The organism is Holophagaceae bacterium, assembly GCA_016720465.1.
Taxonomy (GTDB): domain Bacteria; phylum Acidobacteriota; class Holophagae; order Holophagales; family Holophagaceae; genus JANXPB01.
Window position 1 is genome coordinate 308,015 of record JADKKO010000004.1, and the last position, 24,179, is coordinate 332,193.

22 protein-coding genes and 1 tRNA gene are annotated in these 24,179 nt (G+C 62.6%); 13 read left to right on the forward strand and 10 right to left on the reverse strand.

Translation table 11 applies throughout. From position 1 onward, the window contains the following. Positions 1-7: 7 nt before the first annotated feature. Positions 8-1,261, reverse strand: a complete 1,254-nt coding sequence (locus IPQ13_08765) for a hypothetical protein (protein ID MBL0210985.1) — start codon at positions 1,259-1,261, stop codon at positions 8-10. A gap of 142 nt (positions 1,262-1,403) precedes the next feature. Then, complete coding sequence (locus IPQ13_08770) at positions 1,404-2,603, reverse strand: EAL domain-containing response regulator (protein MBL0210986.1); 1,200 nt, start codon at positions 2,601-2,603, stop codon at positions 1,404-1,406. Between the two features lie 439 nt (positions 2,604-3,042). Between IPQ13_08770 and IPQ13_08775 the strand changes: the two genes are divergently transcribed. Beyond that, complete coding sequence (locus IPQ13_08775; protein MBL0210987.1) at positions 3,043-3,321, forward strand: hypothetical protein; 279 nt, start codon at positions 3,043-3,045, stop codon at positions 3,319-3,321. Positions 3,322-3,361: 40 nt separating this feature from the next. Here the strand turns inward: IPQ13_08775 and IPQ13_08780 are convergent, their stop codons facing one another. Together IPQ13_08780 and IPQ13_08785 are read right to left on the reverse strand one after the other, a co-directional pair. Next, entirely contained in the window at positions 3,362-4,585 is a 1,224-nt protein-coding gene (locus IPQ13_08780) for an EAL domain-containing response regulator (GenBank protein MBL0210988.1), read from the reverse strand. A gap of 241 nt (positions 4,586-4,826) precedes the next feature. Further along, positions 4,827-5,345, reverse strand: a complete 519-nt coding sequence (locus tag IPQ13_08785; GenBank protein MBL0210989.1) for a hypothetical protein — start codon at positions 5,343-5,345, stop codon at positions 4,827-4,829. 430 nt (positions 5,346-5,775) lie between these two features. Here IPQ13_08785 and IPQ13_08790 point away from each other — a divergent pair, with 430 nt between their 5' ends. Further along, positions 5,776-7,119 (forward strand): sigma-54-dependent Fis family transcriptional regulator, encoded by a 1,344-nt coding sequence (locus tag IPQ13_08790; protein MBL0210990.1) that lies wholly within the window; start codon positions 5,776-5,778, stop codon positions 7,117-7,119. A gap of 174 nt (positions 7,120-7,293) precedes the next feature. On the opposite strand, the gene IPQ13_08795 is transcribed toward IPQ13_08790, so the two are convergent. Continuing rightward, a tRNA-Phe gene (locus IPQ13_08795) sits at positions 7,294-7,369 on the reverse strand. Between the two features lie 89 nt (positions 7,370-7,458). Between IPQ13_08795 and IPQ13_08800 the strand changes: the two genes are divergently transcribed. The 3 genes from IPQ13_08800 to IPQ13_08810 all read left to right on the forward strand — a co-directional run bounded on the left by IPQ13_08800 (position 7,459) and on the right by IPQ13_08810 (position 12,947). Then, positions 7,459-8,142 (forward strand): hypothetical protein, encoded by a 684-nt coding sequence (locus IPQ13_08800; GenBank protein ID MBL0210991.1) that lies wholly within the window; start codon positions 7,459-7,461, stop codon positions 8,140-8,142. Positions 8,143-8,196: 54 nt separating this feature from the next. Further along, a complete protein-coding gene (locus IPQ13_08805) occupies positions 8,197-9,501 on the forward strand; it encodes a thymidine phosphorylase (protein ID MBL0210992.1) in 1,305 nt (434 codons plus the stop codon). A 386-nt stretch (positions 9,502-9,887) separates the two neighbouring features. Further along, the gene (locus IPQ13_08810) at positions 9,888-12,947 is read left to right on the forward strand and encodes a TonB-dependent receptor (GenBank protein ID MBL0210993.1); all 3,060 of its coding nucleotides are present in this window, start codon (positions 9,888-9,890) and stop codon (positions 12,945-12,947) included. Between the two features lie 66 nt (positions 12,948-13,013). On the opposite strand, the gene IPQ13_08815 is transcribed toward IPQ13_08810, so the two are convergent. Both IPQ13_08815 and IPQ13_08820 read right to left on the reverse strand, forming a co-directional pair. Further along, positions 13,014-13,745 carry a response regulator transcription factor gene (locus tag IPQ13_08815; GenBank protein ID MBL0210994.1) on the reverse strand — a complete coding sequence of 244 codons (732 nt, stop codon included), beginning with the start codon at positions 13,743-13,745 and terminating at the stop codon, positions 13,014-13,016. After that, a complete protein-coding gene (locus tag IPQ13_08820) occupies positions 13,742-14,692 on the reverse strand; it encodes a histidine kinase (GenBank protein ID MBL0210995.1) in 951 nt (316 codons plus the stop codon). The genes IPQ13_08815 and IPQ13_08820 overlap by 4 nt, the downstream gene beginning before the upstream one ends. A 278-nt stretch (positions 14,693-14,970) precedes the next feature. On the opposite strand from IPQ13_08820, the gene IPQ13_08825 reads away from it, so the two are divergent. The 4 genes from IPQ13_08825 (at position 14,971) to IPQ13_08840 (ending at position 17,197) form a co-directional block, all read left to right on the forward strand. Further along, the gene (locus tag IPQ13_08825) at positions 14,971-15,330 is read left to right on the forward strand and encodes a hypothetical protein (GenBank protein ID MBL0210996.1); all 360 of its coding nucleotides are present in this window, start codon (positions 14,971-14,973) and stop codon (positions 15,328-15,330) included. A gap of 80 nt (positions 15,331-15,410) precedes the next feature. Beyond that, the gene (locus IPQ13_08830; GenBank protein MBL0210997.1) at positions 15,411-15,878 is read left to right on the forward strand and encodes a glutathione peroxidase; all 468 of its coding nucleotides are present in this window, start codon (positions 15,411-15,413) and stop codon (positions 15,876-15,878) included. 49 nt (positions 15,879-15,927) lie between these two features. After that, positions 15,928-16,557: a hypothetical protein gene (locus tag IPQ13_08835; GenBank protein ID MBL0210998.1), complete on the forward strand. Its 630-nt coding sequence runs from the start codon at positions 15,928-15,930 to the stop codon at positions 16,555-16,557. Between the two features lie 295 nt (positions 16,558-16,852). Continuing rightward, positions 16,853-17,197 (forward strand): hypothetical protein, encoded by a 345-nt coding sequence (locus IPQ13_08840; protein ID MBL0210999.1) that lies wholly within the window; start codon positions 16,853-16,855, stop codon positions 17,195-17,197. A 217-nt stretch (positions 17,198-17,414) separates the two neighbouring features. Here IPQ13_08840 and IPQ13_08845 read toward each other — a convergent pair whose 3' ends face one another. Then, on the reverse strand, positions 17,415-19,070 hold the full coding sequence (locus IPQ13_08845; protein MBL0211000.1) for an alkaline phosphatase family protein: 1,656 nt from the start codon (positions 19,068-19,070) through the stop codon (positions 17,415-17,417). A 96-nt stretch (positions 19,071-19,166) separates the two neighbouring features. Here IPQ13_08845 and IPQ13_08850 point away from each other — a divergent pair, with 96 nt between their 5' ends. Together IPQ13_08850 and IPQ13_08855 are read left to right on the forward strand one after the other, a co-directional pair. Then, positions 19,167-19,574, forward strand: a complete 408-nt coding sequence (locus IPQ13_08850) for a ribonuclease (GenBank protein ID MBL0211001.1) — start codon at positions 19,167-19,169, stop codon at positions 19,572-19,574. 7 nt (positions 19,575-19,581) lie between these two features. Further along, positions 19,582-20,052 (forward strand): barstar family protein, encoded by a 471-nt coding sequence (locus IPQ13_08855; GenBank protein MBL0211002.1) that lies wholly within the window; start codon positions 19,582-19,584, stop codon positions 20,050-20,052. Here the strand turns inward: IPQ13_08855 and IPQ13_08860 are convergent, their stop codons facing one another. Both IPQ13_08860 and IPQ13_08865 read right to left on the reverse strand, forming a co-directional pair. Beyond that, positions 20,053-20,529, reverse strand: a complete 477-nt coding sequence (locus tag IPQ13_08860) for a nuclear transport factor 2 family protein (protein ID MBL0211003.1) — start codon at positions 20,527-20,529, stop codon at positions 20,053-20,055. A 352-nt stretch (positions 20,530-20,881) separates the two neighbouring features. Continuing rightward, positions 20,882-21,655 (reverse strand): thiazole synthase, encoded by a 774-nt coding sequence (locus IPQ13_08865; protein MBL0211004.1) that lies wholly within the window; start codon positions 21,653-21,655, stop codon positions 20,882-20,884. 168 nt (positions 21,656-21,823) lie between these two features. On the opposite strand from IPQ13_08865, the gene IPQ13_08870 reads away from it, so the two are divergent. After that, a complete protein-coding gene (locus IPQ13_08870) occupies positions 21,824-22,375 on the forward strand; it encodes an alpha/beta hydrolase (protein ID MBL0211005.1) in 552 nt (183 codons plus the stop codon). 170 nt (positions 22,376-22,545) lie between these two features. Further along, positions 22,546-24,171: a DUF1800 family protein gene (locus IPQ13_08875; GenBank protein ID MBL0211006.1), complete on the forward strand. Its 1,626-nt coding sequence runs from the start codon at positions 22,546-22,548 to the stop codon at positions 24,169-24,171. Positions 24,172-24,179 lie beyond the last annotated feature (8 nt).

Sequence of the window (24,179 nt, forward strand, 5' to 3'; positions counted from 1 at the left end):
CGGCGCCCTACCACCTTCCGCCGCCGACGCTCGCGAACCGCGCGTTCACGGCATTGTTGAACATGGAACCGAAGGTGTAGCTGATGCCGATGCTCGCGAAGTAGGTATAGGAAGTCTGCAACTGCTTCAGGCGGAGGAGGATCTCTTCATCGGTCGCGCCCTGAGCGGAAAGGGACACCTGGTTTTTCACGCGGGAATAGATTCCGGTGAGATTCAGGGAAAAGCCCTTCCCCAGGCGCACGGTCATCGTGTTCGAAAGCGCCACGCTGTGCTTGGACCAGTCGTCAAGGTAGGCGGATCCCGTCAGGGACGTGGTGACGGTGCCCCAGGGCTGGTTCAGGCTGAGGGTCGCCGCCAGGGAGTTGTCCCACAGGGTCTCTGAGGTCTTCCGGTAGATGGTCTCCTCGATGTACCGGTTCCTTCCCGCGCCGATCTGGTAGAGGAACGTGAATTGGCGCTGGGTGGACTGGGCGTATTTCCAGACATTGAACTCCACCGCCGCCGCGCCGCGGACCGCAGATTCAAGGTTGGACAGGTTCGAGCGGTCCGCGGAGGCGATCAGCCCCCAGGTCCAGTGATCGGACAAGCCATGGGCCCACAACAGGTTCGCCGCGTATGACTCGGTATTGGTGCGGAGGGTTTCATCCGAAAGCACATAGCGCGACGCATTCCAATTCCCGCTGGAATTGAACCGGAAAAGCTCGTTTTCGGTGACCCGGCTCGCACTGAGGTTCACCGAGGTGGTGGAGGCCGAATACTGGGTTTCCCCGTTGAAGAACCCATTCAGACCGACCTGGTAGACCCAGGCATTCCACGGATCTTTGGCGCCTTGGATCGGCGGAGCCAGGCTGGAACCACCCTTCACCACGACACCCATCCGCTCCGGCCCGGGCCGGCGCGCCAGGTACCGGGCCAGCCCCAAGGTCAAGTGATCCGCGAGTCCGCGGCGGATCTCATCCGAGGTGGCCGTTCCCGGAGCGTGATAGCTGGTCTCGTCTCCGATTCCTTGAAAGGCTCCCCGGCCGATGAAGCGCAGTGTGTGCGCGGTCCCCCCGGCCAGGTTCCGCTGCACGGTCAGGATCAGGTGCACCTCCGCGTCCTTGGGGTCGCGCACCCAATCCACCCAGGGGATCTCGGACTTCAAGAAAACCTCGTCCACCGTCGCCTGCTGGACATCCAGGAAAAGGCGGATCAGTTGAGGGGCGGGCGTCTCCGCTCGCGGCGCGACGGGCCCCTGCGCCAACCCTAGCCGCGGAATCATTCCTAGAAGAGCCCAGGATACGCTGCGTAATCGAACCATGGCGACGTCCTTAGTCAATGACACAGGCAGATTGAAGGGACACCCAAACAGAAAGGCCGGCCGAATTCCCCGAAGGCCTGCATGCGCAGCAGTCGGCGGCTCCCTAGGACTCAGGGGCCTGCCACATTTGGATCCAATCCGGCAGCTGGTGGCCAGGCATGGGACGCGCGATGAAAAAGCCCTGGGCCTGCTCGCACCCCAGGGACTTCAGCAAATCCCACTCGCCGCGGGTTTCGACGCCCTCCGCCACGGTCTTCAATTTGAGTTTCTGGGCCAGGTCCAGGCTGGTCTCGATGATCGTCCGGTGCCGGGGCTGGGTGGGAGAATCCTTCACGAAGGATTGATCGATCTTCAGCTCCGTGAAGGGCACGTTGCTGAGCTGTTGCAGCGAGGAGTATCCGGTCCCGAAATCATCGATGGACAGCCCGAATCCCTTCATGCGCAGCCGGGCCAGCACATTCAGCACCTTGGCGACATCGGTCATCACTTCGGTTTCGGTCACCTCCAGGATGATCTGCTTGGGATCGCAATCGGATTCCGTGACCAGGTCATGCAGCCGGTCCGCAATGCTCACGTCTGCAAGGCAAAGCATCGAGACGTTCACCGAGGCCGTGAGGGCGTAGCCCCGCTCAGCCCAGGCTTTCAGGTATTTGCAGGTCTGGGACAGCAAAGCCTCGGTCAAGGGGGTCACCAGGCCCTCAAGCTCCATCTGATGGATGAAATACAGCGGCGACACGACGCCGTTCCCCGGCCGGAACCAGCGCACCAGCGCCTCCACGCCCTGTACCTCGCCCGTCGAGAAGGATACTTTGGGCTGGAAGAAGGCGATGAACTCCCTTTCCTTCAGTCCGCGCTTCAGATCCTCCGAGTTGAATTCGGTGCGGGTGACGTAGGCCTCCCGGATGATTTCCTTCGGCTGGTAGTTGGCGATGCATTTCGTGAGCTCATCGCGGTTGAGGGGTTTGGAGATCACGCCCAGCACCTGCAAGCCATAGGCTTTGGCCATGGTCTCCACGGTGTTCAGGATGGAGACCTCCATGGCGCTGATCACGGCGACGGCCTGGGCCAATTGGCCTTCGGCCACATGGCTGATGAATTCAACCCCATCCATTTCCGGCATGTTCAGGTCGCACAAGATGATGTCCACGGGATCGCCCCGCTCAGCCAGCAAGGCCAGGGCTTCGCGTCCATTCGCCGCCTCCAGCAGTTCCCCTGCCCCCAGATCCTTCAACAGTTGAAGCGTCATCCAGCGTTGGAAATCCTGGTCCTCCACAACCATGATCTTGCGATGGCTCAAATCCATGTCCCCGCCTCCACTGGCCTTCCGGCACTTGGAAAAACACTAGGCCCAACTCCACCCAGCCGCAACAGTAGAGGAAGGAGCCATCAGCCGCCGCCGCTTCCTAGAAGTGCGCGTTTCAGCGATGACCGGGAGTGGAGAAGATTCGTTCCACCGGGCCAAGACTATTCGAAGCCGAGGCCGTCCCGGACCGGGATGGGATGTCCTGCAGGTCCACGACCGCGAAAAATCCATTCTTTGGAATTCGTCCAATAAATAGATTCAAAATCGAGGAACGGGCCGCCTCCAATGTTCCAACATGCAATTTCAGATCAATCGCTAATATTAATAATAAAACACTTAATAAATAACACCGATTCGATTCGGCCTGATTTCAGAACTGGCACCGTTGATGCCCTAGACCTGTGGAATCAAGTTTCTGGTTCCACCTAGGGAGGATCCCATGAGCAAGTACGCCGTTCTTATTCCCGCTGCCCTCGTGATGTTTGCCTCCCCCACGCAAGCGAGCAATCCAGCCGTTCCGCAGGCTCCGAAGCTGATGGTGAAATCGAGCATCGGACGCATCGCCTGGTCGGCCCAGGGTTCCTACTACGTGAAGATCTCAGGATGCGTGGGCGAATTTTCCACCTCCGGTTCCATCACGCTGCCGGCCGGCACCTATTGCGTGGCCGCCGTCGGCGCGCAGAACCGCCAGGCTTGCAAGACGGTGGTGGTCTACTGATCCAGTCCACCGTCTCCGAGGCTGCTGGTCCGGTACATTCTCAGACCTCCGCGGTCCCACGCATGGATTCCATCCGCAGCCGCCAGCTTTTGGCCCATTCCGGGACTTGATGCCCCGGGATGGGCCTGCTGATGAAGAAGCCCTGGGCTTCATCCCATCCGAACTTTTTCACCATCTCCCAGTCGTCGCGGGTTTCGATCCGTTCCGCTACGGTCCGTAGATTGAGCTTCCGCGCCAATTCAAGATTCGTCTCGACCAGCGTGCGGTTCCATTCATGCTTCTGGGCTTCCCGCATCGCAGCCTGGTCGATCTTCAAGCCGGTGAACGGCAGGTTGCTCAACCGGTTCGGCTCCGTGAACCCGCCCCCGAAGCAGTCCATGGAGAGGCCGAACCCCTTGAGCCGGAGCCGGGCGAGGACTTTCAGCACCGGCGCCAGGTCGGATCCCAACCCCGTCTCGATGATCTCGAAGATGATCTGGCGGGGTTCGCAGCCCTGGGCCCGGACCAGGTCATCCAGGCGGTCGGCCAAGGGAAGCTCCGACAAGGAGAGGGTGGAGACATTGAGCGCCGCGCTCAAGGCCAGCCCGCGTTCGTTCCAGGCCTTCAAGTGCGCGCAGGCCTGGAGCAGCATCGTCTCAAGGAGCTCCGCCATCAACCCGGCCCGTTCGATGGCCGGGAGGAAATCCTGGGGCAGCAGGACTCCGTGGGAAGGGCGGAACCAACGGCCCAGGACTTCTACTCCAACCAGGTCCCCCGTGGACAGGGAGACCTTGGGCTGGAACAGGGGGATGAATTCCCCGTGTTCCAGGCCGGACTTCAGATCCTCAGGCGCGGCCTCGGCTACCGGCGGCACGAAACCGTTGACGGTTCCCGGCTGGTTGAACCGGGACAAGCAGGCCGAGAGCTGTTCATGGGTCAAGGGCTTGTGGATCGCGCCGAGAACCTGCATGCGATAGGCCCTCGCCATGGTTTCCACCGTGTGGAGGATCGCGGGCTCCAGGCCGCTCACGACGATCACCGCTGTGGCCAGATGGTTCAGGGCCACATGGCTGATGAATTCCACGCCATCCATCTCGGGCATGTCCAGGTCGCACAAGATCAGGTCCACAGGCCGGTCGAGGACCAGGAGCTGGTTCAAGGCATCGCGGCCGTTCTCAGCTTCCATGGCGCCCTGGATCCCCAGGTCTCCCAGGCATCGGAGCGCCAGTTGACGCTGGAATTCGTGATCCTCGACCACCAATGCCGTCAGTCCACCGAAGTCCATCGTTCAGCCTCCTGACCCCATTCAGGCCGGTCCCGCCTGCAACCTACTGTAGTCGAGCCCGCCGGGCCGTTGCGGCAAAATAACTGGGCCATCCGCGCAGCGTTCAAGCAGAAGGGGCCTTGCTGAAACACCTGAACCGCACAGGCGCATTAGCATGGCCCCAAAACCCCCAAGCGCCGTCCAGCGGCCTGGGGGATCGTGGAAGCGGATGGAATCGTGGCGTGCAATTTGGTCCCTCCGATCAGCGGTGCACAGCCACCTGGCACGCCACGCCCACCTCTCTTCCCGTGATCTTGTTGAACAAGGCTTTGATCTGCTGGCCAAGATCCCTGAGACCCTGGCTATCCGGAGCCTTGGCCGCTTTTGCCTTTGCCGGAGTGGGAGCGGCATCCAAGCGCTTCAACAATTTATGGTTGGGTGAAAGCTCCCGGGCCTTTTGAAAGAGCACAGCGGCGCGGACCTGCATTCCCGCGGCCTGGAAATGCTGGGCAAGCCGAAGCAGGATTTCAACATTCCTCGGTTCCAGGTTCAGCGCCGCTTCATAGCACTTGATCACGGCCCGGCGGTCGCTCCCGTTCGATTCAAAAATTTTGGCCTTGAAGAGGTGGTAATCCACCCTGTTCGGATCTTGGCGGATCGCGAATTGAATGAGGCCCGTAGCCCGCTCCACGTCCAGATGCTGAAAAGCTTCCACGGCATCCAGATACCAATCCTCCGGAGTCCGTCCTGATGGGCTCAATGCCAGGCTTGTGCTTTCCACGGGAAGCCACCTTTCTTGTTGCCGCCACGAGGCGGTGGAGATTCGGGGTTCCTCATCCGCCGCGGTCCCTTACAGAAAAGCGATCGCGGAGAACGGGTTGGCCGAAATGCAAGGCCGAGAGAAAACAGCAGGCTTCGTACCAATTGGATGGACACGCGCAACTGTTTAATTAGAGATATGTTGTTAAACAATTGCCGATGCCCGGTTCTCGTGGTATTCCAGGAATCGAAATCCGGATTCCACAATATGGATGCCTCGACCCTCATGCAGCTTGGCTGGCTCGTCATCGTCTTCGGACCACCGTTGCGTCCCGCCTGGGCCGGCCGCCGCGGCCGTCCATGAAGGCCCCCGCCCCACCGCAGCTTCCGCCTTCACGGAATCCCATGGTTTTGCCTCCGCGCCCATTCGTGTTGTCATGGTCGGGGGGGTCATGACCGCCGGGAAAATCCTTGTCGTCGAGAGCAATCCAGCGAATCCGCTGACCCGGAAGACCCAGGCGCTGGGCTTCGAGGTCCACCAGGTCAGTCGGTTGATCGCCGCGGAGTCCGCCTACGTCCTCGACCAACCCGGGCTCGTGCTCATCGACCAGGATCTTCAGGACGGACAAGCCCTCAGCTTCGTCGCCCGGATCCGCGAGCTGGATAGGCAGGTGCCGATCGTCCTGCTCCTGGACGCGGTTTCCATCGATGAGACGGCCCAGGCCGCCCGCGCCGGCGCCGACAAATTCCTGAGCAAGCCTGTGGATCCTGGCGTGTTGGGGATCGTCATCGCCAAGGCCCTGGAGCTCGGGGAGGAAAGGCGGCGCAAATCCGCCAAGGATGGAAAAGCTTCGGCGTCTGTCAGCCCCTTCTTCGGATCGAGCCGCGCGATCAGCCGGCTTGAACAGCAGGTGAAACGCGTCCTGGCCCTGGATCGTCCGGTGCTCATCCAGGGTGAGACCGGGGTCGGCAAGAGCATGCTTGCCCGGTGGATCCACAGCCACGGGCCGAGGAGCGAACGGGCCTTCGTGGAATTGAATTGCGCGGGCCTTAGCAAGGAACTCCTCGAGAGCGACCTGTTCGGGCATGAGAAGGGCTCCTTCACCGGCGCCGCTGGATCCAAGCCCGGGATGATGGAAGTCGCGAATCTGGGCACGCTCTTCCTGGACGAGATCGGCGACATGGACCTGGCGGTCCAGCCGAAGATCCTGAAAGCGGTGGAAGAGCAGACCTACAGGCGGGTGGGCGGCACCCAGGACAAGTCCGTGGACCTCCGGCTCATCGGCGCCAGCCACCGCGACCTGGGCCAGCTCGTGGCGGAAGGCAAGTTCCGCAGCGATCTGTTCTACCGCGTCGCGGGGCTCCCGATCCTCGTCCCCCCGCTGCGGGAGCGGCAGGAGGACATCGCCCTCCTGGCGGCCTACTTCATGGAGAAATCCGCCCTGGAGTGGGGATGCGGAGAGCTGGAGCTTTCCCCCGCGGCGGTCGCGATGCTGGAAAAACACCCCTGGAATGGCAATATCCGCGAGTTGAAGAACGCCGTCGAGAGGGCCGTCATCTACCGGCAGGACGCAGTCCTGCAGCCTCTGGATTTCGAGTTGGGCGCGGGCGAGCCCGTGGATCCCGCGAACCCCGGCACCAAGCTCACGCTGGCGGAGGTGGAGGAGCAGCATATCCGCAAGGTGCTCGAGGCCTGCGACGGAAGGGTGGACGAGGCCGCCCGTTGGCTCGACATCTCCCGGAGTTCGCTGTATCAGAGGATCCGGCGGCAAGGAAGCCTAGAGGACCAATCCTGACGGCTGTGCGCCATCCCGGGACGGAATTCCTCACCTAGCCGCTCCCGCGGCTGGCTCGGCCGCCCGCTGTCTAGGGCCGCCTCCGGCCTCCGAACCGCGGCCCAAGACTGCTGGGATTCAATTCCGTCTCCGCCAACCAGAAAAAGGCCCCGAAAAGCGGGGCCTTTTTCTGGTTGGTGCCTGGAGACGGAATTGAACCGCCGACACATGGATTTTCAATCCATTGCTCTACCAACTGAGCTACCCAGGCAGGATGAATCAGGCTACCAGAGGGGCGCTGGATTTCAAGTGGGAAGTCCGGCGGGGATGAGGCAAACTGAAGGTTTGGAGGCCGGCATCATGGCGACGCCGAAGGCGAAAGAAATTCAGGTCCAGAAACCCGCGCAGAGCCTTGCCCATTTTCAAAAAAAGATGGCCCAAGGACAGGATTTGCAGACGGGCATGCTCAAACCATTGCTCATCGGCGCAAGCACGGTGGTGCTGCTCGTGGCGGGTTTTTTCGGCTTCAACTCATGGCGGGACAGCAAGCTGGAGGCCTTCGAATCCAACCTGGCGGAGATCACCCAGGGCTTTGATGGCGCTGGACCGGCGCCGCTTGGCGTCGATCAGATCGAAAAGACCATGCGGGACCGATTGCCCAAATTGGAAGCCCTAACCAAGACGGCACCGGGTTCGCGCAAGGCTTCCGCGGAAGGCCTGCTGGCCGCCTGGAAATTTTCCCTGGACGGCAAGGGTTCTGCCGCCGCCGCGGCTCCCGCCAAAGCACCTTGGGCCCGCATCGCACAGGCCGAGCGGGCCATCGCGCTTGGCCAGGGTCAGGAGGCCCTCGCGCTGTTGTCCCCCTTGCGTAAAAGCGCCTCCCCCAACGAAGACTGGGCGAACCTCTACTGGAACACCCTGGTGGAAGCGGACCGCCTGGCGGGAAACCGGGACCAGGCCTGGAAGGACTTCGCGGAATACAAAAACCGCTTCAAGGACCGCGCCGTCACGGTGCTGATGGAACGCACCCTGCAAGGGATTTGATTGGAAATCCTGTAAGCTGGACTGTTGCCAAGAGGGCGACATAAGGGGCCGGCCATGGAATCCATGCGGATGTACGATTTGATCCACGCTAAAAAATCAGGCCGTGCCCTGAGTGCGGATCAAATTGCCTTCTGGGTCAAGGGTGTCACCGACGGCATCATCCCCGACGAACAGAGCTCCGCCTTGCTCATGGCCATCTGCTGGCGGGGCATGAATACCGAGGAAACCCTGGCCCTCACATTGAACATGCGCGATTCCGGGCATCGCGCGGACCTTTCCTCGGTGCCCGGCATCAAGGTGGATAAGCACAGCACCGGCGGCGTGGGCGACAAGACCACGCTGATCCTGGGGCCCATCGTGGCCGCTTGCGGACTCAAATGCGCCATGTTCAGCGGACGGGGACTTGGGCACACCGGCGGCACCGTGGATAAGTTCGCCGCCATCCCCGGCATGAAAGTGGAGTTGGCCGAAGCAGAATTCATCGCGAGCCTGGCCCAGCTGGGCTTTGTCAATTCCGCCCCCACGGGCGATTTCTGCCCCGCGGACCGGAAGCTCTACGCCCTGCGGGACGTGACGGCCACCGTGGAATCCATCCCTTTGATCACCGCCAGCATCATGTCGAAGAAGCTGGCCGGCGGGGCCGATGCGCTGGTCCTGGATGTGAAATGCGGGAGCGGTGCCTTCATGGCCACCCTGGACGATGCGAGGATCCTCGCCCGCAGCATGGTGGACGTGGGCAAAGCCCACGGCATGAAGATCAAGGCCCTCATCACCCGCATGGATGAGCCCCTGGGCTGGGCCATCGGCAATGCCCTCGAAGTCATGGAATCCGTCGAAATCCTTCGCGGACAGCACGGTGACTCGGTCCTGGCCCTGGAAAGCTTCAGGCTGGCTGCGGAAATGCTGTTGCTGGGGGGCCTCGCGAGCAACCTGGATTCGGCCTCGGCGAAGGTCCAAAAAGTCGTGGCCGACGGCTCGGCCTTCGACCTGCTCAAACGATTTGTGGCCCTGCACGGGGGGGACGCATCCTCCCTGGACGATTTCAGCCGCCTGCCCCAGGCGGGGCAACGGGTCGAGATCAAGGCCACCCAGGCGGGTTACGTCCATTCCATTGATAGCCGGTCCTTGGGCATTCTGGCGATGGAGCTGGGCGCCGGCCGCAAGAGCAAGGATGATGTGCTGGACTTCGGCGTAGGCCTCCGGGTGCATGTGCATACCGGGGACCGTGTTACCCCAGGTCAGACGCTGCTCACCTTATATAAGCAGATGGAACGCCCCCAGCCCACGATCCCGGACTGGATTTCCATCGGCTCAGAAAAACCGGATCACGTCGATTGGCTGCTGGAGACCGCGGAGTGAAATTCAGTCTGAGGGGTTTTCCTGGACAAGGACTGGAGCCTCGGGCACTATGGGGCTGGCTCTTCAGGCAGAATCGTTCCCAATGATACGGTTTACCTCGGAAGACGATATAGGTCGCCTCACGGGAGGCACTTGGTGCTTCAGAAAGTAGATAGGTTCCCCAAAAAGGAGGCCTGGAAAACTTTTACTTGCCTGAACGTCATCCGAAGGTCATAACAGTGGTGCTAGCTTTGGACTCATCTTGATCTTTTCCAATGGTGTTGTTTCGCTTTCTTGGTGTGACGATGCCGTAAATTCTCCCTTCACCCTTCGGCCGGTTCCTGGCCAAAGCTGTTCCTTCTTACCTTCCACTGCGGTTCTCACCGCACAACTTGAGGAGTTCGTTTATGAATCGAACCATATCCCGTTTGGGTTTGACTGGCTTGGCCCTCGTGGCCGGTGCGACAGTCATGTATGCCCAGGAAACGGGCACCCTGGTGGTGACCGTCAAGGATCAAGCAGGAAAGCCCGTAGAGGGCGCCACGCTCAGCGCCTCCAGCCCCACCCAGATCGGTGGCGCGCGCGTTGTTAAAACTGATGCGCAGGGCCGTGCGCGCTTCGGCCTCCTCTATCCCGGCGATTTCACGGTGCAGGTGAGCGCTAGCGGCTTCAATGCCGCCACCATGCGAAACCTCCGTGTGGGCATTTCGAGCACCGCCACCGCCGAAGTGAAGCTGGCCCCCATCAGCCAGGTCGTCGTCGAAGTGGTCTCCTCCTCGGCCGCTGTGGACCCCGTCGCCGCCACCACCGCGACCCGTCTGGGCCTCGATACCGTGGACAGCCTCCCCACAGCCCGTACCTACACCGATTACATCAAGCTGGTCCCCGGCGTCATCGCCTCGCCTGATTCGGGTCGGGATCCCGTGGTGGCAGGCTCCGTCGGCCGCGACAACACGGGCGTCGGCGGCGCCAAGAACAACACCTACATCTTGGACGGCATGGACTCCACCGACCCCTACACCGGGAAGGCCGGCCAGAAATTCAACTCCGAGATCATCCAGGAGCAGGAAATCAAGACCGGCGGCATCACCGCTGAAGTGGCCGCCCGCGGCGGCGGTCTGGTCTCGAACGTGGTGACCAAGTCCGGATCCAATAACTGGTCTGGATCCCTGAACTACTACTTCCAGAACGCCAGCCTGAGATCCTCGAACAAACCTCACGTTAAAACCGTGGTGCGGGATTTCTCGACCTATGATGCGGCTTTCACCTTTGGCGGCCCCATCATCAAGGACCGCCTCTGGTTCTTCTCCTCGGTCCAGCTCATCAACCAAGAGACCAAAGGTGACTACAACCCAACCGCTGTCACCACCCCCACCGCCAAGAATACGAAGTCGGACACAGTGGCATCCTTCTTCAAGTTGACCTGGGCGCCCACCGCCTCGGATCAGGTGGAGCTGTCCTACAATGGCGATCCCACCAAGGACAAGAGCGTGGGATCAGCCTCCAGCATCCCTTCCTTCGATTTCGACCGTGAAACGGGCGGATCGCGTTTTGCCATCAAGTATGACCGGGACTTCGGTTCAGTCTTCCACCTCACCGCCAAGGCCTACAAGACCGAGAACAAGACTGATATCACCCCTGCCAGCGCCGCCCGCAGGGTCGACCTAATCTTCCCGGATGATGGCGCCGCCTACGGCGTCCGAAGCGCGGATGAAGTTCCCAACTACGATAAACAATTCGGCGGCATCGGCTGGTACACCAACACCACCCGGTCCAAGGAAGGCTTTGATATCGACGGTAGCTGGCTCATGACCAACATGGCCGGTGAACATGCCTTCAAGGTCGGCATCTCCATGTTCACGGAAGGGCGCAAACAGAAGCTCAACAACGGCTACGGCGGCGATTACGAGAACCTCGTCTTTGGCGCAGGCCACCATCCTACCCTGGGCGATGTGGAAAACGACTTCACCGGCGCTTCCTGGGCGGATGGCTATGCCCCGGATTCCGTCCTCGGACCCGGTTATGATGCCCACACCCTTCCCGCAGACCTGATGGCCTACCTCACCTCCCTGCCCGGCGCCGATGGCGCGGAGAAGGTCCGTAACATTCCGATGATCACACCGGATCCCCTTGGACCCGCCGGTTCCTACCTCCAGTACCGGATCCAGGGCCTCCGCACAGGCACCGCCACCGTCAAGCGCAAGGCCCAGGAAGCCTTCCTCCAGGATGTCTGGTCCATCAATTCCCATTGGTCCACCACCCTGGGCGTCCGGTTCAACAAGGACAGCTACTACGCCGATGACGGCGCCAAGCTGCACACCACCGAGTTGAACGTCGCCCCGCGCGTCGCCATCACCTATACCCCGTCCGGCACCACCAAGCTCTTCGCGACCTACGGCCGGTACTTCGAGCCCATCAAGCTGGACATGGTCAACTTCGCCGGCTCCTTCGCCAACGCCCGCACCGAGCAGCTCTGGGTGGGCGGAAGCCTGAACCGCTGGGTGGATGTTCGTCAGCGCGGCGGCCGGGAGACCGTCGACGCCATGATGGCCCCCACCCTCCAGAGCCCCTACACCGATGAAGCCCGCCTTGGCTTCGAAAAGGACCTGGGCAAGGGCTGGGCCTTTGAAGCCACCTACACGCACCGCAAGGATATGCGGATCGTGGAAGATTTCGACATGCTCTACACCAATTCCGCGACGGTGCCCAATGCCGGTGGTCTCACGCCGGCTCGTCTTTCTGCGGTGCTAGGTAATACGCCCGCCTACTGGGAAGCCTACCTGCGCACCCTGGCCATTCCTTTGAGCCATTTCGGATTCACAGTGGCGCCTTCCAACGTGAACTACGTCCTCGCGAACCTTCCTGGCGGCCAGCGTGAATTCCACATCATCGACCTCACCCTCCGCCGCAACTTCACCAATGGGTGGCAGGGCATGTTCTCCACCACCTTCACCAATGCCAACGGCAACTCCCTGTCCAGCGGCGACGCGGACTTCCAGGGTGATTCGGTTCGTGTGGATCCCCGCACTCCCTGGATGAATGGCACCCTCATCGGCTCCATCGACCACCAGTTCAAGGGCTACCTGTCCTACACCATCCAGGACGGCACCTTCAAGGGCCTGAACTTCGGCGCCACGGGCGTCTACCTCAGCGGGCAGCACTACACCCGCGGTCTTGGCGCCTACGGCCGCATTCTCCAGGGACCCTTCATCAGCGATTTCGATCCGGCCCCCGGCACGCGCGTCGGCCCCGCCTACGCCAACCTCGACATGCGCGTCAAGTACGAGTGGAAGTTCGCGACCAAGTACAAAGCTGAAGTCTTCGTTGATATCTTCAACTTGACTAACCGGCAGGCCACGACTGCCCTTGAAGAATCTTCCAATGGCGTCAGCGGCTACCGTTTCGGTGAGCCCATCGCTTGGCAGGCGCCTCGCCGCTTCTACCTCGGCGCGCGCATCAGCTTCTAGAACGTTTGCAAGCGCACGAAAAAAGGGGGAGCTTCGGCTCCCCCTTTTTCATCCGCCTTGGCCAGCTCACAAGCCGAGCATTTCCTTCAACCGTGGCGTGACGCTGCGGCTGACTTCCAGGTCCTGCCCCTCGGCTACGCGGACGCTGGCACGGCCGCCTTCCAGGGGCTTGAGGCCCAGGACGGCTTCGGGGCGGAGCAGCAGGTGGCGCTGGATGCGCAAGAGGCCCGCGGCGGGGAAGGCAGCTTCCACTTCCGCCAGGCTGGTCCAGGTGGTGCGGTGGCGCTGGCCCGCGGCCACGGCGTAAACCACTTCCTCCTCCACCTCGAAGTGCGTGGTTTTGCGCAGATCCAGGAAGACCACGCCCTCGCCGGCCTTGACCGGGAACCGCGTGTTGCCAGGCAGGAGCTGTTGCAGTTCGCCGCCGCTGCGCCGGGGCACGCGGCCTTCGCGCAGGCGGACCAGCGCGCGCTCCAGCCGGTCGGCGGCGATGGGTTTCAGGATGTAGTCGATGGCGGCGGTATCGAAGGCCCGCACGGCATGTTCGCTGTATGCGGTGACGAAGACCACGGGCAGCGGCACAGGGATTTCGGCGACCACTTCAAGTCCCGTGGCCCCCGGCATCTGGATATCCAGGAACAGCGCGTCCAGCGCGGGCGCGGTCTTCAGCCACTCCAGCAGGGCCAGGCCATCCGGCAGTTCCGCCAGCACCTCGCATCCGGCTTCCTTGAGCAGCCTGGAAAGGCGCGACCGCGCCAATGGTTCATCGTCCGCCAAGGCGACCTTCAGCCCGTTCATTGAGATACCCCCAAAGCTTTTGCGTTCACACGGAACCCGGCGCGGGTGTAGCCACCCTCGGATTCCAGGAAAACCGAATTCATGCCGGGAAAATGGAGCTTCAAGCGCTCCGTCAAATTTTCAAGTCCCACGCCCTGGCGCCCCGGGCGTCCGGGTTTGGCTTCCATCTCGCCTTGGTTGTCCACGCGCACTTCCACTTCTCCGAGCACCAGCCGGGCCACGATGTACACGGTGGTGGTGCCCACCCGCTGGGACAGGCCGTGCTTGATGGCATTCTCCACGAGCGGCTGCAGCACCAGCGGCGGCACCATCAGGCCGTTCAGTTCGTCATCCCATTCCCAGATCACGTGCAGGCGGTCCCCGAGCCGGAGTTTTTCCACCGCCAGGAAGCGCTCCACCAACCGGGCCTCCTCCTTCAAGGGCACCCACTGGAGCCGCCCGTTGTCCAGCACCATGCGGTAGAGCTCCGCCAGGTCAAGCAAGCCCTGCTCGGCGGCGGCGGGATCCTGCCGCACCAGTTCCGCCAGTCCATTCAACGCGTTGAACAGCACATGCGGCGATAGTTGATGCTGGAGGGCCCGGTCCTGGGCGGATTTGGACTGGGCATCCGCCAGGCGCCGCTCTTCCTCCTGCACATCCCCCATGGCGATGAAATAGCCCACCAGGGTCATGAGGGGGATCAGCATCGCCGCGTTCCAGGCCGCGGCGGTCCAGAACGCCGATTGGCTCACCGGTTTGCTCATCGCGATGACCGGAATATCCATTTCCACAAAGAGCAGCGCGGCGATGCTGTTGGCCAGCAGGGATTGGAATGCGCCGCGGAAGAGCCCCGCCCGGGGCCGCTCGTCGCCGGTGTAGCGCCAAGCCAGGGGCGCGATCCAGGCAAATCCGATGGAGACGAAGATGGGCACCAGCGCGGCGCCCACAAGCGTCACGGGGTGGTTCATCCCTTCTTTCCAAAAAATGAAAAACCGGATGAAGATGAAGGGGGTGGCGAAGGCGAGAATGGTCAGCCAGCCAAAAGACCGGCCCATTTTCGCCCACAGGATGGTTTCCAGGCCGCTCTTCCTCACAGCCGCCGCCCCATCCACCGCCCTTGGTCCTGCATCCGTTCCCCGCTGGAAATCCAGACTTCACCATACCCAAGGGGGAACACAACTGGCGCCTCCGCCGCTCAATGGATCTGGCGGCCCGCCCATCGGCGATAATGGGCTCTGGAGCGGCCATGACTTTTTTCAATCGACTCTTTGGACCCAAGCAAGCACCTGCCCTGGAACCGGACTTCGATGCCTCCGTGGCCCAACGCCTGGCGGCCGCGGGCAAGGATCCCAACCGGGTGGAGGCCACCCCGGCCGAATTGCTTGAGATGCCGCAAAAGCCAACCTTGGCGGACTTCAAGGGGATGGTGCGCCTGGAGCTGACCCTGGACGAGGCCGGCAAGGTGGTAGCAGTGCAGATGGATGGTGCGCCCTTCGTCCACGTCTCGGCCCTGGAGACCTGGGCGGAGCGGTGGACCTTCAGCCCTGCGAAGATGGAGGGCAAGGCCCATCCCTGCCGGATGGTTTTCGAAGTGACCTGGTCCTGAGGGCTCCCATGAAACGATTCCTGTTCCCACTCGCCGCCGTGTCTTTGGTCGCCGCGCCGCCTCCCGAAAGGAAGAAATCCATGTCCCTGTTTGAATTGACCGTCCACACCCTGGATGGCAAACCCGAGTCCCTGGCGAAGTTCAAAGGCAAGGCCGTCCTGGCGGTGAATGTTGCCTCTGAATGCGGTTACACCCCTCAATACGAAGGCCTGCAAAAGCTGTTTGCCGAGTACAAGGATCGGGGGCTGGTGGTGCTGGGCTTCCCCTGCAACCAGTTCGGCGGCCAGGAACCTGGCAGCGCCGCGCAGATCCAGGCCTTCTGCTCGACCAAATTCCATGTGAGCTTTCCCCTGTTCGAGAAGCTCGATGTGAAGGGCCCGAATCAGGCGCCCATCTACGCCTTCCTGACCGCCAAGCACGGCGAACCCGCCTGGAATTTCCATAAATACCTCGTCGGGAAAGATGGCCAGGTCATCGCCGCCTTCAAAAGCGGTGTGGCGCCGGATAGCACCGAACTGCGCGGTGCCATCGAGGCCGCACTGAAATAGATCGGCATGGCTCCTGCTTTTTGGGATTGGACCTTCTTCGGGGAAGAACATGAAACTGCGCTGGATCGCCCTTGGCCTTGCCGTACCCTTGCTCGCCCAAAGCCCTGAACCGGGCTTGCGGGACGCTTCACCCTGGAGCCTCGGCTTCGGCCTCCACATGGGTTTCCCTTCAGGCGAGCTGGCCAAGGCGGTGAATAACCACACGGGCTACGGCATCGCGGTGCATTTTCCCATCCACGTCGGCGGCGGCCTGGTTCTGAGGCCCCAACTCGAGGGCACCGGCTACCGCGTCACCCGCTACGACACCCTGGCCTGGCTGTTCAACTACGATGACCGAGAGGTGCTGCGCACCTATCGGGCCGGTGTGGATATGTTGATCCACTTCACAGGCAACCCACACAAGACCGGCCCGTATCTCATCGGCGGCGTCGCCATGCAGAATTCCTCCTACGATTGGCTCGAGCAGAACGCCGAGGGGGACAGCATCACCACGGCAACGCGCCTCTCCATGTGGGGTCCAGCCTGGACCGTGGGGGCCGGAATGCAGGTCAGCCCGCATGTCGCCGCGGAACTGCGCTACTACCGCTTCGATTATCAAGAACCTGGGACCCTACTGAATTCCGTGGCCACCAAGCAGTCCGGCCAAAGCATCTTGATGGGGCTTGTGGTCCGGTATTGATCCCCAACCCGGGGACGATCTCCACTCGGGGATTATCCCGGGGATTATTTGGATCCGGCGCGCGCCCCCGCGGTGGTGGCCCGGCCGGAGGTCCCTTGATGGTGGCTGGCGCCTGGCCTGTTGAAAGCTACAACGCCAGCAACTTCAAGGGTTGCAAAACACTTTTCCGGCCAGGTTCAACCTTTTGCCAATCCTTCGCTTCAAACCTGCTTGCAAACTGGCACGGCCAGTGACTCTATCCATCAAGCAATCCAACCACCCCGCCGCCCAGCCGGCCACCCCAAGGAGAACCACCATGAGTTTCACGGCCAAACGCCTGGCCATGATCGTGGCCGCCACCTTCATCGGCGCGGCTGCGCTCCCGGCCCAGGAAACCGCCACTCCCAAGCGCGAGGCCCAGGTTGAACGCCGGGCGGACCGTCAGCAGAAACGGATCGCCAAGGGGGTGAAAACTGGCCAATTGACGCCCAGGGAAGCGGCCCATTTGGAAAAGCGGGAAGCCAAGCTCGGCAGGGATATCGCCAGGGCCGAAGCTGATGGCAAGATCACCAAAAAAGAACAGGCGAAGCTGAACGCGGAGGAGAACAGAGACTCCCGCAAGGTGTTCCGCAAGAAGCACAACGCGCGCACCCAGAACTAGCTCCGCAGCGAAACGCGGGAGGTCACCCCCCTTCCTCCCGCCCGGGCGGGGCAGCGCGGCCGCTTCCCCGCCCTTTTTCTATTTCCATTTCATCCAGGAGGTCCCATGCGATCCCTTCTGCTCTTGGCTTTCGCCGCGCTCGCGGCGCCCTCCCTGTCCGCCCACGGCTGGCGCCATCAAGGGTGAAGCAGCTGCGGCCTCGGCACGGGCGGGAAGGCTATGGCTTTCTGCCTTCGTCCAGCGCCAGCACCCTGCCGTCCAGCTTCTCCGAAGGCGTGATGCCCAGGGCATGGGCCAGAGTCGGCGCGATATCCACCGTCCGCACGGGCTCCATGACCGCCTTCGGCTTCCACGGTCCCATGAAGATGATCGGGACGCGCCGGTCATAGTCCCAGGGACTGCCATGGTTGGCCACCCAGGTGGGGTCATGGAAGATCGCCAATGGCTTGAAGGCCACCAGCACATCGCCGCTGCGGCCCGCCATGAAACTGTGTTTGAGGCGCGCCAGAAGGCTTGAATGCCGCGGATTGCCAAGTTCCGGTTCCCGGAACTGTTCCAGGGCTTCGGAGGTGGCGGATTCGGCCACTTCCGGCTGGGTCTTCAACTGCGCCTGGAGGGCCTCCAGCACCTGGGTCCGCGCCAACCCAGCGGACCTGATGGCCGCGTCGTCCAGATAGATCTGGTTCGGAACGCTGGAGACCCGCACCAGGTCCGCTCCAGCTTTCAGCCGCTCCCGCAGGGCCGCATTGAGCCTGACGTACCAGGCCCGCGGTTCCGGAAGCCGTTCGGCGGGCAGGCCATCATCTTTCAACCCTTCCGGCAGATCCATCCCTCCGTGGTCCGAACTGAGCACCACCCAGGTGTCCGGGATCCGGTGGCGGAGCCAGGCGAGGAACTTGCCGAGATCGCGATCCAGCCGATGGATCTGATCCCACATTTCCACGCCGCCGGTGCCATAGCTATGCCCGATGTAATCCGTCGCAGAAAGGCTCAGGGTGAATAGATCCGTGCCAGGTCCGCGCCCTACCTGCTCCCGTTCCACGAGGACCCTCGCGGCTTCAAGCGTCACCTGGTCGAAAAAAGGCGATCGCCGGAAGCGTCCGGCGAAGCCCTTGTCCAGGGGCATCCCAATGCCCTGGACCAGCCTGGGAAGGCCGTTGCGCACGACCACTCCCCCCGGCAGCGTCCACGCGGCGGTGCGGGCGCCGCCATGCCAGGGCCCGACGGCAGTCCAGGTCCAATCATCGAGGATGAACCGCTCCTGAAGGCTGGCGTTGAAAGAGACGAGCCATTGGGGCTGCTTTTCCGCATAGGCCGTCGAGGTGTTGAACCCCGTCGTGCCTTCGAACCAGAACACGCCGTTGGGGTTGCGGCCCGCCATCAGCACCGCTCCGCGATCCTTCCCGGAAAGGGAAAACGTCCGGCTGCCCTTCACCTGGGTTTGAAGCCAGTCCCCGAGGCTGGTGCCGATGAACCGGGACGGGGAAGCCCCGGCCTTTTCAAGCTGGCCGATGGGGTGGACTTTTTCGTCCTGGACGCAATAGACCGTACGGCCCAAACCTCGGTCGTACCAATGGTTCTCAATGATCCCGGTGTGCCCAGGGAAACGCCCGCTCAGGAGCACCGAATGGCCTGGCCCCGTCTCCGTAAAAGCATGGTCGTGGTAGGCCTCCGTGAAGACCACACCCTGCTTTTTCAGCAGGCCCAGGCCTCCCGGCAGCCCATTGACATGGCGCTGGAACAGGTCGGCGCTGAATTGATCCACGCTGATGACGAGCAGGAGCTTGGGGCGACGGGCCGCCTTTGGCGCCGCCGGGGCGAAGGTCGCCGCGGCCAGCGCGCAAGCCAACATCAGGCGGGACGGTCTCGGCATGGGCACCTCACCTTCCAGGATGCCCCGGTCGGCAAGGCTTGGGAAATCTCCTTCCGGTGAAATCGGTGCACACTTGAAGGAGGTCCCGGAGGCGCCATGCTCAGGCGAGCCCTCAAACTTCTGCGTCGCGCCGTGCCCTGCGCGATGGCAACGCTGTTCGCCCTTGCCTTCACGGCTGCGCCGGCGCTGCGCGCGGACTGCCGCCCCAAGCGCGTGGCGCCCTCGGCCATTCCGGCCCAGGCCTGGAGCACGCTGGCCTACGTGCGCGCCCATCGCACGGCCCCGCCCGGATTCCAGGGCGGGCGCTATTTCGGCAACTATGGGCGCGATGGCGAAACGAAGCTGCCGGTGGAGGCCAACGGACGGCGCATCTCGTACCAGGAATGGGATGTGCGCCCGAAGCGGGAGCGCCAGAGCCGCGGCCCCGAGCGCATCGTCACAGGGGACGATAACCGCGCCTGGTACACCGCGGACCACTACTGCACATTCACCGAAATGAAGTGAGGACGCCATGAATTGGGAATTCCTGCTGGAGACCGATGAGCCCCACGTCCACGTGGTCGCCGGGAGCGCTGAACGCTTGTGCGCGGCGGTCATGGGCATGGAAGACCTGCGCCAGCAGGGCCTCGAAACCCGTTGGCTGCGGGCCTCCAAGATGCGCACGCCCAGCGCCCTGTTCGACGAATTCGCTGCCGCGCTGCAGTTTCCTCCCTACTTCGGCGAGAACTGGGATGCCCTGGACGAATGCCTGAACGATCTCGAATGGCTCGAGGGCAGTGGCGCCGCCCTCTTCATCCTGGACGCGGATCAGCTCCTCCAGGACGCGCCGCCGGAGGATGGCCGCGTCCTTTTCGAGATCCTGCAGGAGGCCGAATCGAACCTGCCCTTCCACATCGTGATGCAGACCCAGGACACCACCACGGTCCTGGAAGGCCTCCTGGCCCTGGGCGTGGAATCGAGGCTGCTGCAACCGCTGGAGTGATCAGCTCTGCCGTTCCATGAAGGCGTCCAGCGATTTGCGCGCTTCCCGGCGGACCTTGTTCTGGATGAGCGGCGACCAGCCCAGCACCACACCTGGGATGCCCAGGGCCTGCCGGGTCCAGGCATAGAAATTGAAGCGGTCGCGGTGGGCCAGGATCAGGCCATCCAGGAACCCGAACTGCGCGTCGATCCTGTTGTGAACTTTGCGCCCGGTCTTGGTGAAGGTGTATACGGCCTCCCAATGGGCGCTGCCGGAACCGTCGTCGGCCTCCACCTTGTCGAAGGTGACCGCCAGGTCCTTGCTGCGGCCGTTCAGCATCCGCCACATGGCGCAGACCTCGTCGTGGTTCAGCCGTCCGAAGACTGGATCCATGAACATGCAGTCCGGGTGGTAGCAGGCCGCCATCGTCTCTGCATCCCTGGCGGCGAAGGCAGTGTAGAAGCGGGTGATGAGGTCAGCGTGGGGATTGGTGGTCATGACTACTGTTCCTCTTCCATTCGCCGAAGTGCTTCTATATCCGCTAAGTCTTGCAGACGCCCAGTTGCTGCTTTGTTTGCGATGCACTGCCAATGCGTGCGCGCCGATGACAAGGTATTCAGCGCCCGCGCCATTCAATGTGGCAAACAGATCTCTGAAGTCGGGGTTCACCGCCATGGGGAGCCGTCCAAGCGAGGTATTCCAGGGTTAGATCCCACACGGCCTCCAACCTTTGATCGACGGTCGTATTACGCCAGAATTCTCGATCAAACGCGCCATCATCCTCATGGAGGCCAATGACCCGTGAAGCACCGCGCTGACGTTGTTGACGGGGATCCATGGATAAAGTGTGTCACTTCCCCACCACCCCCGCCAGCGGGCTGCTGGCTGAGGCATAGAGCCGCTTGGCCATCCGCCCGGCTTCGAAGGCGAGCCTTCCCGCCTGCACGGCATGGTCCATGGCGGAGGCCATCTTCACGGGATCCGTGGCTTCGGCCACGGCGGTGTTGAGCAGCACCGCGTCGGCGCCCAGCTCCATGGCGAGCGTCGCGTCGCTGGCGGTGCCCACGCCGGCATCCACGATCATGGGCAGGCCGTAGGGCTCCAGGACTTCCTTCACGAGCATCAAGGTCATGGGGTTCTGCACGCCCAGCCCGGAGCCGATGGCGCTTCCCAAAGGCATCACGGCGGCGCAGCCGGCATCGGCCAGCTTCTTGGCGAGGATGGGATCGGCGATGACGTAGGGCAGCACCACGAAGCCTTCCTTCACCAGAACCTGTGCGGCCTTGAGGGTTTCTTCATTGTCCGGGTACAGGGATTTGGGATCGCCGATGACTTCCAGCTTGATCCAATCGGTCTGGAGGGCTTCCCGCGCAAGGCGGGCCACGCGCAGGGCATCCTCGGTGGTGTAGCACCCGGCGGTGTTGGGCAGCAGCGCCAGCGATTTCGGTATCCAGTTGAGGATGTTCTCCTCGCCCTTGGCGTTGAGATCGAAGCGCCGCACCGCGAGGGTCACCATCTCCGTTCCGGAGGCTTCGTAGCAAGCCTTCATGGTGGCGAAGTCCTTGTACTTGCCCGTGCCCAGGATCAGGCGGTTGGTGAAGGCGCGGCCGTGGATGGTGAGCATGGATACCTCAAAATCCAGTCTACCGTGGGCGCCAGGCTGTCGGCTGTGGGCTCTCGACCCTTAACTCTCGACCCTCGACTCTCGACTTTTCAACTTTTCAACTATTAGACTCCCCCCCCGCCAGTCCACACTATTGCGCGGATCACCACCATCACCCGCGAGGTGCCCATGAACCGCCCCGTCATCATCATCCCCGGCTACCAGAATTCGGGACCGGGCCACTGGCAGAGCCTTTGGGAATCCAATGTGCGGGGCGCCATCCGCGTGGAGATGCCCAATTGGGATTTCCCGCGCAAGGAGGAATGGGTCGAAGCTTTGGATGCGACCCTCGGCACCGCCTGGCAGGAAACCGAAACCCCCGCGGTGCTGGTGGGACACTCCATCGGCTGCCTGACCATCCTCCACTGGGCGGCGGACCCTTTCTTCGCGGCCCGCTGGCCCGTGAAGGCCGCGCTGCTGGTGGCGCCGGCGGACGTGGAGCGGAAGGACTGCCCCGAGGTGCTGCGCTCCTTCGGCCCCATCCCCATGGGCCACCTGCCCTTCCCCAGCCGCGTGGTGGCCTCCAGCGACGATCCGCTTCTCTCCCTGGAGCGCGCCAAACGCTTCGCCGAAAGCTGGGGATCCACCTTCACGGATGTGGGCAATTGCGGACACATCAACACCGCCTCGGGCTTCGGTGAATGGCCGAGGGGCGAAGCCATGCTGCAGGAACTGATGTAATCCATTCATCAGCGGCCTACAGCCATTCATCCAGCGAATCGCCGAACCCGGCCATGGGAGCGGGGTCTTAACAAAGCTTCATGCCCTGGGATCGAGTCCCTGGGCCTATTTTTGCATTTACCTGCATCGCAGTCTCATCATGCCCGGTAGACCGATCCCAGAGGTGCCCCATGGCGACCTTCGACACCCAGAAAACCTCGTGGACCCTTGAGGATGCGCTGCATTTCGGGCGCCGAGCGGGGTTCGGCCTGAAGCCTGAAGCGGCAGCGCAGGTGGTTTCCAGCCCCGTGGCTTCGACGGTGGATGCCTGGGTGGATGGCGCCGCCAGCGAAACGGCCTTCACCGGGGCGTTGCCGCTGGCCAACGTGGTGGATTATCCAGGCTATGGCAACGAGCCGGACCAGTGGGCCCCGCACCCCTTCAACCTGCGCCTGGAACACCCCGCGAACCTCACGGAAGCCCAGAGCTATTGGGCCTGGCGCATGCAGTATTCGCCCAACCCCTTCCAGGAAAAGCTGGCGCTGTTCTGGCACCAGCACTTCGCCACCGGGGCCAAGAAGGTGGACAACATTCCGCTGATGCTGAAGCAGATCCAGCTATTCCGGGACCTCGGGCGGGGCGCGTTCGGCGATCTGCTGCTGGCCATCAGCCAGGATCCGGCCATGATGATCTGGCTCGATACGATCCAGAACAAAGTCGAAAAGCCCGGGGACGTGCCCAACGAAAATTACGCCCGGGAAATCCTGGAGCTGTATTCGCTGGGCATCGACAACGGGTACAACCAGAAGGACATCACCGAGCTTGCCAAGGCCATGACCGGCTGGGATTACCTCGGCCGGGACTTCCCGGTGGCGGACAACCCCTATTACTTCAACGACGCGGAATTCATCGTTTACCACGGGCAGGCCAATCCCTACCCGGATCATCCCTGGCTGCAGGGGTACACAAGCCTGCCCAACCAGCGCCTGAGCGGGACCTTCACGCTATTCGGCGTGACCATGGACCTTGGAGCCGGAAGCCGGTTCGGAGCTGACGCAATCCAGCTCATCCTGACGCAGCGCGCCCAGGCCTGCGCCACGTTCCTGGCCCAGCGCCTGCTGCGCTTCTTCCTGAGTCCGGAGCTACCCGCCAGCGCCGTCAATGATTTCCGGGATGTGATCCTGGCCAACCATTTCCACATCGGCAAGAGCCTGAAGGCGCTTTTCAAGTCCGCCTACTTCTACGACCCCGCGCACCGCTTCGCGCTGGTGGAAGGCCCCGTGGCCTGGACCGTGCGCGCGGCGCGCCTGCTCTCCCCGGACCTGGCTGCGGCGCTCCTGCCGCATCAGCAGAATCCCGCCAATCTGCCCCGTTTCGCGGCCTGGGCGGGTTTCGTGAACTGGGACACATCCGGGTTCTTCAACATGGGCCAGGATCTGCTGAACCCGAAGGGGCCCAACGGCTGGAAGGAGCACGTCGCCTGGCTCAACAGCGACACCTACCGGCACCGCACCCGCACGGCCTACGCCCTGGCTGTGAAGGAGGGCCGCGGCGAGGATCACCTGCACGTGGAACGGTTCCTGTTCGACACGGACTACCGCGAGTGGTTCCCCACCGCGCCCGCTTCCGCCCTCGAAGCCTTCAACCGCTTGGCGGCCCTCCTGCAGCCCGCGCCCATACCCGCGGGATTGAGGGACGCGTGGCTTGGCCTGATGTGGACCAAGCCCTTCGCCTGGGACGGCAGCGCCGACACCGAAGCAGCCGTGCGGCGCCTGGCCTTCCTCATCCTCTGCTCGCCCCAGGCCCAACAGCATTAGGCGCATTA

Excerpts from the sequence above, each read along its gene's own strand:
- IPQ13_08860 (MBL0211003.1), bottom strand. The coding sequence starts at position 20,529 with ATGACCACCAATCCCCACGCTGACCTCATCACCCGCTTCTACACTGCC.
- IPQ13_08775 (MBL0210987.1), top strand. The coding sequence starts at position 3,043 with ATGAGCAAGTACGCCGTTCTTATTCCCGCTGCCCTCGTGATGTTTGCC.
- IPQ13_08830 (MBL0210997.1), top strand. The coding sequence starts at position 15,411 with ATGTCCCTGTTTGAATTGACCGTCCACACCCTGGATGGCAAACCCGAG.
- IPQ13_08790 (MBL0210990.1), top strand. The coding sequence starts at position 5,776 with ATGACCGCCGGGAAAATCCTTGTCGTCGAGAGCAATCCAGCGAATCCG.
- IPQ13_08780 (MBL0210988.1), bottom strand. The coding sequence starts at position 4,585 with ATGGACTTCGGTGGACTGACGGCATTGGTGGTCGAGGATCACGAATTC.
- IPQ13_08840 (MBL0210999.1), top strand. The coding sequence starts at position 16,853 with ATGAGTTTCACGGCCAAACGCCTGGCCATGATCGTGGCCGCCACCTTC.
- IPQ13_08770 (MBL0210986.1), bottom strand. The coding sequence starts at position 2,603 with ATGGATTTGAGCCATCGCAAGATCATGGTTGTGGAGGACCAGGATTTC.
- IPQ13_08810 (MBL0210993.1), top strand. The coding sequence starts at position 9,888 with ATGAATCGAACCATATCCCGTTTGGGTTTGACTGGCTTGGCCCTCGTG.
- IPQ13_08850 (MBL0211001.1), top strand. The coding sequence starts at position 19,167 with ATGCTCAGGCGAGCCCTCAAACTTCTGCGTCGCGCCGTGCCCTGCGCG.
- IPQ13_08820 (MBL0210995.1), bottom strand. The coding sequence starts at position 14,692 with ATGAACCACCCCGTGACGCTTGTGGGCGCCGCGCTGGTGCCCATCTTC.
- IPQ13_08845 (MBL0211000.1), bottom strand. The coding sequence starts at position 19,070 with ATGCCGAGACCGTCCCGCCTGATGTTGGCTTGCGCGCTGGCCGCGGCG.
- IPQ13_08765 (MBL0210985.1), bottom strand. The coding sequence starts at position 1,261 with ATGATTCCGCGGCTAGGGTTGGCGCAGGGGCCCGTCGCGCCGCGAGCG.
- IPQ13_08800 (MBL0210991.1), top strand. The coding sequence starts at position 7,459 with ATGGCGACGCCGAAGGCGAAAGAAATTCAGGTCCAGAAACCCGCGCAG.
- IPQ13_08835 (MBL0210998.1), top strand. The coding sequence starts at position 15,928 with ATGAAACTGCGCTGGATCGCCCTTGGCCTTGCCGTACCCTTGCTCGCC.
- IPQ13_08855 (MBL0211002.1), top strand. The coding sequence starts at position 19,582 with ATGAATTGGGAATTCCTGCTGGAGACCGATGAGCCCCACGTCCACGTG.
- IPQ13_08875 (MBL0211006.1), top strand. The coding sequence starts at position 22,546 with ATGGCGACCTTCGACACCCAGAAAACCTCGTGGACCCTTGAGGATGCG.
- IPQ13_08870 (MBL0211005.1), top strand. The coding sequence starts at position 21,824 with ATGAACCGCCCCGTCATCATCATCCCCGGCTACCAGAATTCGGGACCG.
- IPQ13_08825 (MBL0210996.1), top strand. The coding sequence starts at position 14,971 with ATGACTTTTTTCAATCGACTCTTTGGACCCAAGCAAGCACCTGCCCTG.
- IPQ13_08805 (MBL0210992.1), top strand. The coding sequence starts at position 8,197 with ATGGAATCCATGCGGATGTACGATTTGATCCACGCTAAAAAATCAGGC.
- IPQ13_08865 (MBL0211004.1), bottom strand. The coding sequence starts at position 21,655 with ATGCTCACCATCCACGGCCGCGCCTTCACCAACCGCCTGATCCTGGGC.
- IPQ13_08815 (MBL0210994.1), bottom strand. The coding sequence starts at position 13,745 with ATGAACGGGCTGAAGGTCGCCTTGGCGGACGATGAACCATTGGCGCGG.